Genomic DNA, 14,369 nt, shown 5'->3' on the forward strand with positions numbered 1-14,369 from the left:
ACGATTACGTCTTGCCCTTTTGTTATTTTTCAATGTAATGCTATCCTTCAGTTTTCTATGCCAATTGGGCGCTCAATCATGGAGAGGTTATGCTTAGCTTTTTGTTACGTTCTGTCTTTTTAGGCTTAGCAACTGCCATCATCGTATTACTCGCCGTTCCATCTTTGCGCAGCAATGTTATTCCTACAGCACTCAGCGATCCGCAGCCGAGCAATATCGCCTCGCTCGAAGTCTCTTTTAACCAAGCGGTAAGAAAGGCAGCGCCAGCGGTTGTGAATATCTATAGTCGCAAGTATGTTGAAAACGACCGAAGCAAGCTTTCAACTCAGGGCTTGGGATCTGGTGTGATTGTTAGCGAGAAAGGCTACATCATTACTAACTACCATGTCGTCGCTCAAGCAGACCAAATAGTAGTCGCACTGCAAGATGGTCGTGTTGCTGCAGCTCAGTTGGTCGGTACGGATAAGCGTACAGATATCGCGATTTTACGCGTTGAAGGCTCTAATTTACCTGTCATCCCACTGAATCCTGATTACAAGCCTCAGGTTGGTGACGTGGTACTGGCTATCGGAAACCCATACAACTTAGGTCAAACCACGACGTTTGGCATCATCTCAGCAACAGGACGCTCATCGATCAGCGATGGTCGTCAAGCCTTCATTCAAACCGATGCGGCAATCAACGAAGGTAACTCTGGCGGCGCTTTGGTCAACACTCAAGGTGAACTGGTAGGCATTAATACGGCTTCATTCCAACAGGCTACAGACCTTGAGACCTACGGCATCTCTTTTGCGATTCCGGCTCCTCTGGCGAATAAGATCATGCAAAAGATCATTGCTGATGGTCGCGTGATCCGTGGCTACATTGGTATTGACGGACAGGATATCAATGCGGTTACTGCCCGCTTACTAGGTAACCAGCACATTGGCGGTATTGTCGTCCTAGGCATTGATCCAAATGGACCTGCAAGTGCGGCTGGCTTTGAAAAGCAGGACATCATTATCAGCATTAACGGAACCAAGGTGCAAGGTCGTCAAAGTGTGATGGATATTGTTACTGACTTGCGTCCAGGCACCAACGTTGATGTTGGTATTATCCGCAAGGGTAAAGAAATGAATTTGAAAGTAACCATCGCCGAAGACAAACAAGAAGCATAAAAAAATCCCAGCCATTGGCTGGGATTTTTGTTTGTGCGTTATTCGCTATCGCTCGGCTCTTCTGAAACCTCTGAGCTTCCACCCATTTCAATTTCAATTCGAGTTACGCGCTGCAAACCTCGCGGTAGCAAGCTGCCTCGACGTCCGCGTTCACCACGGAAGTTCTCAAGATCAGCAGGTTTCAAACCTAACTTTCGCTTACCCGCATAAAGTGTAAGAGACGCACCTTGTGGCAGAGCCATCAAGTGAGAAAGCACCTCTTCACGTTCTTTCGCCTTCGCTGCTGGGATGTTGATGATCTTGTTACCCTTACCTTTCGCTAATTGCGGTAGGTCTTTGATTGGGAACAACAGCATACGACCTTGATTCGTAATGGCTAGAATTTCATCTGAATCCAAGTCTGCAATCGTCTTTGGTGTCATCACCTCAGAGTTTGCAGGTAGAGTCACCAATGCTTTACCGCTGCGGTTCTTAGATAGCAAATCTGAGCCTTTACATACAAAGCCGTAACCAGCATCAGAACCCACCAACCATAGCTGATCTTCTTCACCCATGATCACTTGGCGAATATTGCTGCCTGCGGTGATATTCAAACGACCTGTAATTGGCTCGCCTTGACTTCTTGCAGACGGTAATGAATGCGACTCAAGTGAGTAGCTTCGACCATCACTGCCAAAGAACACCGCTTGCTGGTTACTCTTACCACGCGCATGTGCTAAGTATTGGTCACCAGACTTGTAGCTCAAGCCTTCAGCATCCACATCATGACCTTTCGCGTGACGAATCCAACCTTTCTCAGAAAGCACAACCGTGATTGGCTCACTTGGTACTAGGTCACGCTCAGTCAGTGCTTTTGCTTCTGCACGTTCAACCATTGGAGAACGGCGGTCATCACCATATTTCTCTGCGTCTGCTTTGATTTCTTTCTTCAGTAGAGTGTTCAGACGACGCTCAGAGCCTAGTAGCTGTTCTAGCTTCTCACGTTCTTTCTCTAGCTCGTCTTGCTCACCACGGATCTTCATCTCTTCTAGTTTTGCTAGATGACGAAGTTTGGTATCTAGAATTGCATCCGCTTGGATATCGGTAATGCCAAAGCGTTCCATCAGCACTGCTTTTGGATCGTCTTCAGTACGAATGATCTCAATCACTTCATCTAGGTTTAGGTAAGCAACCAACAAACCTTCCAAGATGTGTAGACGAGCCATTACTTTGTCTAGGCGATGTTGTAGACGGCGACGTACAGTCGTACGACGGAACTCGATCCACTCAGACAGAATTTGTACCAGACCTTTAACTTGAGGACGGTTATCCAAACCAATCATGTTCAAGTTAACGCGGTAGCTGCGCTCAAGATCCGTAGAAGCGAACAAGTGGTTCATCAACAGATCGCAATCAACGCGGTTTGACTTCGGAACCACAACGATACGCGTCGGGTTCTCGTGATCCGATTCATCACGAAGATCGTCAACCATTGGCAGCTTCTTAGCACGCATTTGGTTAGCGATTTGCTCAAGCAGTTTCGCACCTGATACTTGGTGTGGCAGAGAAGTGATCACGATATCTGAACCTTCTTTGTGCCATACCGCGCGCATCTTGATGCTGCCACGACCGTTGCGGTAAATCTTCTCAATATCTGCTTGTGGCGAGATGATTTCCGCTTCTGTTGGGTAATCCGGACCTTTAACGAACTGCATCACATCAGGCAGTTCCGCCTTCGGGTTGTCGATCAAATGAATGGTCGCATCCGCCACTTCACGAACGTTGTGAGGTGGAATATCCGTCGCCATACCAACCGCGATACCGGTTACACCGTTTAGCAGAATATGAGGCAGACGTGCTGGCAACATTTGTGGCTCTTTCATCGTGCCATCAAAGTTAGGTTGCCATTCAACTGTACCCTGACCTAATTCGCCTAACAGTACTTCGGCAAACTTAGACAGTTTTGCTTCGGTATAACGCATTGCTGCGAATGATTTCGGGTCATCTGGCGCACCCCAGTTACCTTGACCGTCAACCAATGGGTAACGGTAAGAGAATGGCTGCGCCATCAATACCATCGCTTCGTAACATGCAGAGTCACCGTGCGGGTGGTATTTACCCAACACGTCACCAACGGTACGTGCGGATTTTTTGTATTTTGCTGATGCCGAAAGACCAAGCTCCGACATTGCGTAAATGATGCGTCGTTGAACCGGTTTCAGACCATCGCCAATGTATGGCAATGCGCGGTCCATGATCACGTACATCGAGTAGTTCAGATAAGCGTCTTCGGTGAACTTGCGCATTGGCAACTGTTCAACGCCATCGTAAGTAATTTCTGTAGACATCCGTTAAACCTCTGCCATATCGCCGTTGTTTTGCAGCCAAGAACGACGATCATCTGCTCGTTTCTTACCAAGCAGCATGTCCATCATTTCCATGGTCGCCGCCGAGTCATCGATGGTTAGCTGAACCAAGCGACGCGTATTTGGATCCATGGTCGTTTCGCGCAACTGAAGTGGGTTCATCTCACCCAAACCTTTGAATCGTTGCACGTTGATTTTGGCTTTCTTCTTAGACAAGCGCTCTAATACACCATCTTTTTCGTCATCGTCTAAGGCATAGAATACTTCTTTGCCACAGTCGATACGGTATAGAGGCGGCATCGCGACGTAGATATGACCAGCTTCAACCAGCGCACGGAAGTGACGAGTGAACAGCGCGCATAACAGCGTTGCGATGTGCAAACCGTCCGAGTCCGCATCGGCAAGGATACAGATTTTACCGTAACGAAGGCTGTCTAGGTTGTCGCTGTCTGGGTCAATGCCCAGAGCAACTGAGATATCGTGCACTTCTTGAGATGCAAGCACTTGGTCTGCAGAGACTTCCCACGTGTTTAGGATCTTACCGCGCAGTGGCATTACCGCTTGGAACTCACGATCACGTGCTTGTTTAGCAGAACCGCCCGCCGAGTCACCCTCCACGAAGAAGATTTCGGTGCGGTTGAGGTCTTGCACAGAACAGTCTGTCAGTTTGCCTGGTAGAGCAGGACCTGATGCAACCTTCTTACGCACAACCTTTTTACTAGCACGCATACGGCGGTGGGCATTCGCGATACACACTTCCGCTAACTGCTCAGCCAGTTGTGGCTTTTCGTTCAACCATAGGCTGAATGCATCTTTTACTACACCAGAGACAAAGGCAGCCGTTTGACGAGAAGACAAACGCTCTTTGGTTTGACCGGCAAATTGCGGGTCTTGGATCTTGACTGACAGGACGTAAGAACAGCGGTCGAAAACGTCATCACCAGTTAGCTTCACACCACGAGGTAACAAATTGCGGAATTCACAGAACTCACGCATCGCATCAAGCAAACCTTGGCGTAGACCGTTAACGTGTGTACCACCTTGAGCGGTAGGGATAAGGTTCACGTAACTTTCCGTGATCATCTCGCCGCCTTCCGGCTGCCAGATTACCGCCCAGTTTGCCGCTTCAGTTTCTGCTGAGAACTCACCAGTAAATGGTTCTTCAGGTAGAACTGGATAACCTTTCACACCTTCCGCTAGATAGTCTTTAAGACCATCTTCGTAGTGCCATTTGTAGTCTTTGTTGTTTACTTTATCGGTAAACGTAATCTCTAGACCCGGGCAAAGTACTGCTTTCGCACGTAGGTTGTTCACCAGACGCGTAACAGAGAAGTTTGCGGAATCAAAGTACTTTGCATCTGGCCAGAAATGCACGCTGGTACCACGGTTACGACGACCGCATGTCCCTGTGACAGTTAGGTCAGAAACCTTGTCACCATGCTCGAAAGCAATCTCATAAATTTGACCGTCACGACGAACCGTCACTTCAACACGCTTTGATAGCGCGTTTACTACAGAGATACCTACACCATGCAAACCACCAGAGAATTGATAGTTCTTGTTGGAGAATTTACCACCCGCATGAAGCTTACATAGGATCAGCTCAACGCCTGATACCTTTTCTTCTGGGTGTATATCAACAGGCATGCCTCGACCATCATCGATCACTTCTAGTGATTGGTCAGCATGTAGGATGACTTGTACTTTTGAGGCATGTCCGGCAAGCGCTTCATCGACACTGTTATCGATAACTTCTTGGCCCAAGTGGTTTGGGCGCGCTGTATCCGTATACATCCCTGGTCGGCGACGTACTGGCTCTAAGCCATTCAGTACTTCAATGGCACCAGCATTATATTGTTCAGTCATAATACGGAATTGTTCTCAAAGTTTACTTGTAACCCGAGCCTCGCATTCACGCGAGCTGTACTCGAGAAACGAAAAAGCTACCCCGTCTGCACATTTATCTAAAGATAAAGAAGATGCATAACAAAGTAGTCAGGGCTTAAATACCCTTAAGATCTTTTTGGCAAAACATAGTCGGAAAGCATATCGACTATGTCAAGAAACAGTTGGATATATCAATAAAAACTATGAGCCTATTCCAATCCGTCTCTTTAGTATTACAGTTTTAAGAATTCAATGATTTGAGCAGGATAACGCTCAAAGCCTACAAAACTGTGATCACCGCCCTCTTCTACCGTTTGCGTCGCTTGTGCGAACTTTTCTACGGCTTGGCGATAGTCTAAAACCTCATCTTCGGTTTGTTGTAAAAGCCAAAAGGATTGAGGCGACGCGATGCTTTGTACATCAAGAGCTTTTAGCTCGTCAATATGACAAGCTTCAAGTGTATAGGTTTCATGCGTGTAGGGGTTAGTTTGCTCCCCTAAATAGCCCACCAGCAACTCATACGGCTTCACCGCGGGGTTAACAACCACTGCTCTAAAACCAAACTTATCATTGAGCCAAGTAGACATGTATCCACCCAATGAGCTACCCACCAAGCCGATGTTGTAGTCACCTTTGTATTGCTCAATAATATCGAGCAAGCATTGTGCAGCAAGTTGAGGGAAGCATGGTAACTGAGGCACGATGACTTTTATATCTGGACGCTGCTGCTCACAATACTCTTTCATTAAGTTCGCTTTCATCGAAAGCGGTGAGCTGTTAAAACCGTGAATATAAAGCAGCAAAGAAGGTTGGCTCATGGTTGCCTCATGTAAAAAAGTAAGCCCGAACATAAAGTTCGGGCATGGTAATGATTAGTATCCGCTTGAGGTAAAGTCTGGCTGGAATTGACCATCTGGTAAACGGTTAACTTGTGTCGAGATGTCACCGTTACTATGTAGTTCTAATTCCCGCCAGCCTGGAGACTGTGTATCTAATGCAAAGTCATCAGAGTTCGGCTTGAACTGTACACACGTTGAAGGCGTTGCCATCACACGAATACCTTTGTGAATAATGTTCATATCCTGATGAACATGACCACAGAGAATACCCTTCACATTGTCAAATCGGTCTACGACCTGCCAAAACGCCTCTGCGTCTTTCAGCGTATGCTGATCTAGCCAAGCACTGCCCACTAAAAGTGGATGATGATGCAAAAGCACCAACGTATGTCGCTGCGGATTTTCTGCGAGCTTTTCTTCAAGCAAAGTCAGTTGTTGATCGCTTAATCGCCCATGAGGAACGCCAACCACTTGTGAATCCAGCAGAATTACCTGCCAATGGTCACCCAGCTTTAGGTGTTCAACAGCTTGAATTTGAGGGGATGGTAGCACACTACCCATGTTTGGCTTGTAGTCATGGTTGCCCGGAAGCCAAAAACAATCTTTTTTCAGCGGCGAGATACCCTCAGCAAAACGCTGATATGACTCTGCACTATGATCTTGTGAAATATCGCCTGTAGCCAAGATGTATTCAAATGGCACTTGACGATGAAGAATCTCTTTTACCACGGCTGCAAAGCTATCGGCGGTTCTTACGCTCAGCAAACTGCCCTCATCTGCCTCAAACAGATGAGTATCCGTGATTTGTAATAGCTTTATGCTGTCACTAGATGGTTGCAAAATGAAAACCTGATTCGTCCACTATATAGTTTTTTGTTATTTTTCCTTAGTGACGTGACAATCAATTGAAGGCAAGCGGCGTTCTACTAATGCCACTTCGTAAACAGAATGTCAGCCATTCACCAAGAAACGTATTAAGCTGATGCTTTTCATCTTTCTGCATCAACTGGTCGTTGGGATAATCATATTTAGCTTTAATGCGAGAAAACTCTCCGCTTGAGCATACTTCAGCTACTCTCGCATCGTGATAAAGCCTGACAGACATCGTCGGTAAAGGAAACACTGGTGTTTCATCACTCTGACATATCTCAACAACTGTGGTGTATTTTGTGATTTCATTCACGGTCAGTTGATAAACCATATTCGCCGCCTGATAACAGCGTACGTCACCAACTTCGGCAGAGGCAGGCAGCAAAGCGTTCAACTTCGCATAGTTGGTCTCATAAGTTCTCATAAGACCTGCTAAGTCGACATGGTATCTTTGCTTTTCAGCTACTTGCGCCATTACTTACTCTCCACCATAGGGGATTTACCCCATTGTGATGTCAATTCTTGATGATTTAACTGCAACCATTGAAGCGCAATGATTGAAGCACCATTTTCAAATTTGCCATCTTTCACCCACTGATACGCAGTTTCACGGCTCATTACATGGACTCGAATATCTTCATTCTCATAGTCTAAACCATGAATGCCATGCGCTTTAGATGCATCGACTTCACCAATGAACACATCAAGCTTCTCTGAGCAGCCGCCCGAAGAGGGATAATAAGAGGTAACCGAAGCAACACGTCCTACCTGAATGCCTGCTTCCTCTTCTGCTTCTCGACGAATCACAGCTTCTGCTGATTCATCTCGATCAATCATGCCAGCAACAATTTCGAACTGCCATGGGTGCGAATGCTCTAATGCTCCAACGCGGATCTGTTCGATGATCACGACTTGGTCAGTCACGGGGTCATACGGGAGCATGGCTGCAGCATGACCACGTTCGAACATTTCTCGTTCGACAATCCCACTCCAGCCACCGGCGAATAATCTATGCTTAAAACGGTATTTCACCATTTTAAAGAAGCCTTTAAATACGGTTTCTTTTGAGATTATTTCCACATCTTGGGGAGTAAAATCATTCTGTTGCTTGTCACACTGTTGCATTCAACACCTCTCTGAGTGAATCTTGTAGTTTACTCATTGTTATTCGCTTGCTCAAAGGACTTGGCTCAACTTTTTGTACAATAGTTATAAATTATTTTAAGCAATCCTCATTTATTTATTGCACAACTGGATAATTACGTGTAAAAAAGTGCAAAGTTTCGAGTAAATATCGTCCAAATTGAGTTAAACTACTGAGAATTAACCAATCTATAGACCGCGGGAATAGAAAATGAAAAAACTGCTTCCACTATTTATCAGTGCAGCGCTAGGCAGTATGAGTACATCTGCATGGGCAGACTCTCTTGCTGAAATCTATGACTTAGCAAAACAAAATGATCCTCAATTGCTCAGTGTAGCAGCGCAGCGTGATCAAGCTTTTGAAGCAATCAACTCTAGCCGCAGTGCCCTACTACCACAGATCAACTTGACAGCAGGCTACGACATCACTCGTGGCGACAGAGATCTAGATGCAGGCGGAAAAACGTCTACTGACGAAAATGTACTGTCAGCAGGTGTTGGTTTTACACAAGAGCTATACAACCGTGCATCTTGGATCACGCTTGATACCGCAGAGAAAACAGCTCGTCGTGCCGACGCAAACTATGCAGCAACACAACAAGGTTTGATCCTTCGAGTTTCTCAAGCGTACTTCGAAGTGCTACGCGCACAAGACAACCTAGTGTTCGTTCGTGCAGAAAAAGCAGCGGTTGGTCGCCAACTAGAGCAAACTAAACAACGTTTTGAAGTTGGTTTGTCAGCAATCACTGACGTACACGATGCGCAAGCACAATACGATGCAGTACTGGCAGACGAAGTCTTGGCGGAAAACTCGCTAATCAACAGCTACGAATCGCTACGTGAGATTACAGGTCAAGAGCACAAGAACCTAAACGTTCTAGATACAGCTCGCTTCTCTGCAAGCCGCTCTTCTGAAGCTGCTGAAACATTGATTGAAGAAGCGAAGACAACCAACCTAAGTCTATTATCTGCACGTATCGGACAAGACATCGCGCGCGATAACATCTCACTAGCAAGCTCTGGTCACCTGCCAACGCTTTCGCTAGACGGTGGCTACAACTACGCAGATACATCTGAAAGTGTTACAGATAACACGACTGACGGTTTCAAAGTCGGTGTTAACTTAGCAGTTCCTCTATACACTGGTGGTCGTACAACGTCTGAAGTGAAACAAGCAGAATACGGCTATGTATCAGCAAGCGAAGAACTGGAAAAAGAATACCGTAGTGTTGTGAAAGAAGTGCGTGCACAAAACAACAACATCAACGCTTCTATCGGCGCACTAAAAGCGTACGAACAGTCTGTAGTGTCAGCGCAATCTGCACTAGAAGCGACAGAAGCCGGTTTCGATGTAGGTACTCGTACTATCGTTGACGTATTAGACGCAACTCGCCGTCTATACGATGCAAACAAGAACTTGTCAGACGCACGTTACAACTACATTCTTGCTGGTCTTCAGCTACGCCAAGCGGTAGGTACACTGAGCGAGCAAGATATCCTAGATGTTGATGCAGGTCTTAAGCCAGCAAAATAAATGTCTCATGTATACCCAAGTAACCTCGAGACGCTTAGTTCAGCGAGAATGACTTGGGTATAATGCATAAAACGCCAGTTGAGCTTTCAACTGGCGTTTTTTATTGCGAGCTATTTTGCTAAGCATTACATTCCAAAAAACAATTACGATCAAAAAAGGTCGCCCATAGAGCGACCTTTTCTTTAAGAATCGAAAGCAAGGAAGGCTTAGCCTTTACCGCCTTTGATGGCATTGATGATTTCGCTAGTTGAGCAACCATCTTCAAAGTTCAGCACGCGGACCTCACCGCCTGCGGCAATCACTTCTTTACCACCTGCGATCTCTTCCGGCTTGTAATCACCACCTTTCACTAACAAGCTTGGTAGTACTTCCGAAATAAGGCGTTGAGGCGTGTCTTCGCTGAAAGGTACAACCCAATCGACAGCACCTAAACCAGCTAACACAGCCATACGACGATCGGTTGGGTTTACTGGACGACCAGGACCTTTTAGACGTTTTACCGAATCATCCGTGTTTACCGCAACAATCAAGCGATCACCGAGTTCTGCGGCGTGGTTTAAGTAAGACACGTGACCAGCGTGTAAGATATCGAAACAACCATTAGTCATCACAACCTTCTCACCTTTCGCTCGTGCTTTCTTCACGGCTTCAATCAAAGCTTGCTCTGAAATCACACCGTAATCTGTATCTTGGCTACCGTGAATGGCTTCTGCCAGCTCAATTTCAGAAAGCGTTGAGGTACCCAATTTACCAACCACAACACCTGCCGCTGCATTGGCTAGAGCACAAGCTTCTTCAAATGATTTGCCTGCGGCAACAGAAGCCGCCAATACAGAGATCACCGTATCGCCCGCACCAGTTACGTCATAGACTTCTTTTGCTTGAGTCGGTAGATGGAATGGTTCCTGACCACGGCGGATCAGCGTCATACCATTTTCACTGCGCGTTACCAATAGAGCTTCAAACTCGAACTCTTCTACTAGTGCTAGCGCTTTTTCTACCAGCTCTTGCTCTGACTTCACCTTACCAACAACATCTTCAAACTCTTTCATGTTTGGTGTCAGTAGCGTTGCACCACGGTAGCGTTCGAAGTCTGCGCCTTTCGGATCGATGAAGACTGGGATATTCGCAGCTCGTGCTTTCTGGATGTAAGCCTGTACATGCTCTAACGAACCTTTCGCGTAATCAGACATGATCACAGCTTTCACGCTTGGCAAAGCAGTTTCCATACGAGATAACACAGGTTCAGCATCGGTGTTTTCGAACTTGTCTTCAAAATCCAGACGAATCAATTGCTGACCACGGCTCATCACACGTAGCTTAGTGATGGTTGGATAATCAGGCAGCGCGACGAAATCGCATTTTACTTTTAGCGAGTTCAGCGTTTCAGTCAGAACTTTCGCTGGCTCATCCATCCCCGTTAGACCAACAATGTGAGCGTGACCGCCAAGTGAAGCAATATTCATTGCCACGTTCGCAGCACCACCCGGACGCTCTTCATTATTTTCTACTTTCACAACAGGTACTGGCGCTTCAGGAGAGATACGTCCAGTCGGGCCATACCAGTAACGATCTAGCATGACATCGCCGATGATAAGCACACCAGCGCTGTTGTAATCAGGTAGAATTGGTTTCATTATTGGTCTCCAAAAATTAAATCGTGGTGAGTTTAACACAGCCTTTTTCTAGGCTGAACCTTGTGCACTACTTCTGCTTAGGCAAACCATTGATTCCATGCTTGCTTCACCCACTCTCGCTCCGCAATAAATTTCTCTTCTGCCACATCGGCATCTAAGTTAAGCAAGTTTCGACGATGAATTTCATCGCGCATTGATGTGTATGCGCGTGTCAGTTGCATCGCTTGATCTTCTTCCATGACACCTTGTGCGATTAGAGTTTCAAAAATACGTACATTATCGCACCAGCGAATGAGCTTAGGCTTACTGTGACTGTAGTTGAGCACAAGGTATTGAGCGAGAAATTCAATATCGGTAATGCCGCCGTTATCTTGCTTAAGCATAAAACGACCGGACTTTTTCCCGCCAAGATGGTCACGCATTTTCTCACGCATATCGACCACTTCTTTCTTTAACGTGTCTTGGTTACGCAGTTTACACAACACATCGTGGCGAGTGTTATGGAAGGCGATCGCCAAAGGCTCATCACCATAAATCATACGAGCACGCACAAGAGCTTGATGCTCCCACGTCCAGGCATCTTTATGTTGATAATCATCAAATGCATCTGTTGGGCTGACTAATAAGCCTGAAGCGCCAGATGGGCGTAAGCGAGTATCCACTTCATAAAGAATGCCAGATGCTGTACGAGTTGAGAAAATATGGATGATGCGCTGCGCTAAACGAAGATAGAACTGGCGACCATCGATTTCTTTTTTACCATCGGTATAAACGTTAACTGGGCAATCGTGCATGAACACAATATCAAGGTCTGAGTTATAACCCAGTTCCCAGCCGCCGACTTTCCCGTAACCAATCACGGCGAAGCCTTTGCCTTCACGATCTTTCACATGCGTTGGCTCGCCATACTTTTCCGACACTTGCAGCCACGCTTGGTTCACTACCGCTTCAACGATCGCTTCCGCTAAATACGTTAAGTGGTCACTCACTTTCATGACGGGCAATACACCTGCAATGTCTGCCGCTGCAATACGTAAGATACAGATTTGCTTAAACTGACGCAGCGCTTCCATTTGCTGCTCCATATCATCCTCTGGGATGCGGGCAAGGAAATCACGTAGCTCTGTTCGGTAGCTATCAAGTGGAATTGGGTAGTACAGATGCTGAGGGTCGATCAACTCATCAAGCAGAATCGGATAACGCGATAGCTGCTCTGAAATCATAGGACTGGCGGTACATAAACGAACCAGTTGTACCAAGGCTGCCGGATGTTCATCCAACAATTCAAGATACGTTGTACGAGTACAGATGTTGTGCAGCAAGTGCAAAACACGTGGCAAGCCGAATTGCGCATCTGGGTGGGAAAATACCGCATCAAAGACTTTAGGCATCAACTTAGTCAGCACTTCACGACCACGCGGTCCAAGTGTTTTCTTTGCCAAGTCCGCTTTGAACTGCATGATGGTTTTTGCTAACTCTTGTGAGTTTTCAGCTTTAATGTCCTCTTGTAGAACGTGTTCAAGCACATCTTGCTTGGTCGCCATGTCCCACAATTCGTGAAAATGACGAGCCACCGCTTCTGTTTCATCTTCTTCGTCATCACCGATTAAGCTTTCAAACACCTTGTGGACATTTGCCATGTGTTGTTGGGTTTGAGCAATGAGCGTATCCCAAGATTCAAAACGCATCGCCGTAGCAAGTTTCAATTGCTCATCTTCACAATCCGGCAAGGTTTGCGTTTGCTTGTCTGCCATGGCTTGCAACAGGTTTTCTAGCTGGCGCAGATATTTATAGGCAGCTTCAAGATTATCAACCTCTGATTGAGTCAGCTGACCTAGCTCACCAATGGCATTCAAAGTTTCTAGTAAACCACGACCACGTAAAGAAGGTTCACGACCACCACGAATTAACTGGAACACTTGAGCGATAAACTCAATCTCGCGAATGCCGCCAGCACCCAGTTTAATGTTGTTACTCAAACCGCGACGGCGCACTTCACTGCTGATCATTGATTTCATGCGGCGCAGGGATTGAATCGCACTGAAGTCGATATAACGGCGGAAAACAAACGGACGCAGCATCTGGCGCAACTCTTGATATTGCGGATACATTTCACTGCCCATCACACGCGCTTTGATCATCGCGTAACGTTCCCAATCTCTTCCTTGTTCTTGGTAGTAATCCTCTAGTGCCGCATAGCTCATTACCAACGGACCACTCTCACCAAACGGACGCAAACGCATATCTACACGGTAACAGAAGCCGTCAAAGGTTTGTTGGTCGAGCGCTTTAATGATGCGCTGCCCTAAACGGGTAAAGAATTGCGCATTAGCAATGCTGCGGCGCGCGCCTTGTGTCTCACCGTTTTCTGGATAAGTAAAAATCAGATCGATATCAGAAGAGAAGTTCAGCTCGCCGCCACCAAGTTTACCCATGCCGATGATCAGCATAGGCTGCGCTTCACCTTCGGCATTGGTTGGCGTGCCCCACTCATTACAGCAAATCTTGTATTGCCATTGATAAGTTTCGAAGATCATCGCTTCAGCCAGTTGAGACAAATGACAAAGCGATTCTTCTAACGTCCAAGTATGGGTGAAGTCTTTCCACGCAATGTAAACCATTTCGCGGTTACGGAACTGACGCAGCACACGATGCCCAGCCATCTCATCTTGGCATCCAGCCAATAGCTCTGCTAGACGAGCACGATACGCTTGTTGTCGACTGCTTTCTGCCAGCATGTTTGGCAAGTCTTGCGCGAGTTTCTCATCACGGTGAATCGCTTCGGTAATGAACTTACTTAGACCAGACACAAAACGAAACTGTTCGGCAATCTCGGTAGGCCATTGTTGAAAGTATCCCGCTTGCTCAGCATTTTGAACCGCGGAATCCGCGACAGAAATCAGTGACGAAGGCAGCTGCATTTTTCTTCCTTGTTTGAAAAGCACTGTGGTTTGAGA

At 46.5% G+C, this 14,369-nt stretch carries 10 protein-coding genes; 2 read left to right on the forward strand and 8 right to left on the reverse strand.

Annotated features, from left to right (window positions below; translation table 11 throughout):
- The first annotated feature begins 89 nt into the window (after positions 1–89).
- A complete protein-coding gene (degS, locus tag VHA02S_RS03165; RefSeq protein ID WP_038897787.1) occupies positions 90–1,157 on the forward strand; it encodes an outer membrane-stress sensor serine endopeptidase DegS in 1,068 nt (355 codons plus the stop codon).
- A gap of 38 nt (positions 1,158–1,195) precedes the next feature.
- On the opposite strand, the gene parC is transcribed toward degS, so the two are convergent.
- From parC to nudF, 6 genes are all read right to left on the reverse strand, one after another.
- Complete coding sequence (gene parC / locus VHA02S_RS03170; protein WP_005447746.1) at positions 1,196–3,484, reverse strand: DNA topoisomerase IV subunit A; 2,289 nt, start codon at positions 3,482–3,484, stop codon at positions 1,196–1,198.
- Positions 3,485–3,487: 3 nt separating this feature from the next.
- On the reverse strand, positions 3,488–5,368 hold the full coding sequence (gene parE / locus VHA02S_RS03175) for a DNA topoisomerase IV subunit B (RefSeq protein WP_005447744.1): 1,881 nt from the start codon (positions 5,366–5,368) through the stop codon (positions 3,488–3,490).
- Between the two features lie 254 nt (positions 5,369–5,622).
- The gene (yqiA, locus tag VHA02S_RS03180) at positions 5,623–6,207 is read right to left on the reverse strand and encodes an esterase YqiA (protein ID WP_038897786.1); all 585 of its coding nucleotides are present in this window, start codon (positions 6,205–6,207) and stop codon (positions 5,623–5,625) included.
- Between the two features lie 54 nt (positions 6,208–6,261).
- Positions 6,262–7,068 (reverse strand): 3',5'-cyclic-AMP phosphodiesterase, encoded by an 807-nt coding sequence (cpdA, locus tag VHA02S_RS03185; protein WP_009697596.1) that lies wholly within the window; start codon positions 7,066–7,068, stop codon positions 6,262–6,264.
- Positions 7,069–7,129: 61 nt separating this feature from the next.
- The gene (locus VHA02S_RS03190; protein WP_005395930.1) at positions 7,130–7,573 is read right to left on the reverse strand and encodes a DUF1249 family protein; all 444 of its coding nucleotides are present in this window, start codon (positions 7,571–7,573) and stop codon (positions 7,130–7,132) included.
- Positions 7,573–8,223 (reverse strand): ADP-ribose diphosphatase, encoded by a 651-nt coding sequence (gene nudF / locus VHA02S_RS03195; RefSeq protein ID WP_005450390.1) that lies wholly within the window; start codon positions 8,221–8,223, stop codon positions 7,573–7,575. Before nudF ends, VHA02S_RS03190 begins: the two co-directional genes overlap by 1 nt.
- Positions 8,224–8,452: 229 nt before the next feature.
- Between nudF and tolC the strand changes: the two genes are divergently transcribed.
- Entirely contained in the window at positions 8,453–9,775 is a 1,323-nt protein-coding gene (tolC, locus tag VHA02S_RS03200; RefSeq protein WP_005450392.1) for an outer membrane channel protein TolC, read from the forward strand.
- 206 nt (positions 9,776–9,981) lie between these two features.
- Here tolC and hldE read toward each other — a convergent pair whose 3' ends face one another.
- Entirely contained in the window at positions 9,982–11,412 is a 1,431-nt protein-coding gene (gene hldE, locus VHA02S_RS03205) for a bifunctional D-glycero-beta-D-manno-heptose-7-phosphate kinase/D-glycero-beta-D-manno-heptose 1-phosphate adenylyltransferase HldE (protein ID WP_005450394.1), read from the reverse strand.
- 77 nt (positions 11,413–11,489) lie between these two features.
- Positions 11,490–14,333: a bifunctional [glutamate--ammonia ligase]-adenylyl-L-tyrosine phosphorylase/[glutamate--ammonia-ligase] adenylyltransferase gene (gene glnE / locus VHA02S_RS03210; protein ID WP_038897785.1), complete on the reverse strand. Its 2,844-nt coding sequence runs from the start codon at positions 14,331–14,333 to the stop codon at positions 11,490–11,492.
- Between the last annotated feature and the right edge of the window lie 36 nt (positions 14,334–14,369).

Origin of the sequence: Vibrio harveyi NBRC 15634 = ATCC 14126 = KCTC 12724 (genome assembly GCF_001591145.1) — a bacterium.
Classification (GTDB): domain Bacteria; phylum Pseudomonadota; class Gammaproteobacteria; order Enterobacterales; family Vibrionaceae; genus Vibrio; species Vibrio harveyi.

What these genes read in the sequence shown, in the direction of transcription:
- glnE (WP_038897785.1), bottom strand. Translation starts at nt 14,333, where the DNA reads ATGCAGCTGCCTTCGTCACTGATTTCTGTCGCGGATTCCGCGGTTCAA.
- tolC (WP_005450392.1), top strand. Translation starts at nt 8,453, where the DNA reads ATGAAAAAACTGCTTCCACTATTTATCAGTGCAGCGCTAGGCAGTATG.
- parC (WP_005447746.1), bottom strand. Translation starts at nt 3,484, where the DNA reads ATGTCTACAGAAATTACTTACGATGGCGTTGAACAGTTGCCAATGCGC.
- nudF (WP_005450390.1), bottom strand. Translation starts at nt 8,223, where the DNA reads ATGCAACAGTGTGACAAGCAACAGAATGATTTTACTCCCCAAGATGTG.
- yqiA (WP_038897786.1), bottom strand. Translation starts at nt 6,207, where the DNA reads ATGAGCCAACCTTCTTTGCTGCTTTATATTCACGGTTTTAACAGCTCA.
- degS (WP_038897787.1), top strand. Translation starts at nt 90, where the DNA reads ATGCTTAGCTTTTTGTTACGTTCTGTCTTTTTAGGCTTAGCAACTGCC.
- parE (WP_005447744.1), bottom strand. Translation starts at nt 5,368, where the DNA reads ATGACTGAACAATATAATGCTGGTGCCATTGAAGTACTGAATGGCTTA.
- hldE (WP_005450394.1), bottom strand. Translation starts at nt 11,412, where the DNA reads ATGAAACCAATTCTACCTGATTACAACAGCGCTGGTGTGCTTATCATC.
- VHA02S_RS03190 (WP_005395930.1), bottom strand. Translation starts at nt 7,573, where the DNA reads ATGGCGCAAGTAGCTGAAAAGCAAAGATACCATGTCGACTTAGCAGGT.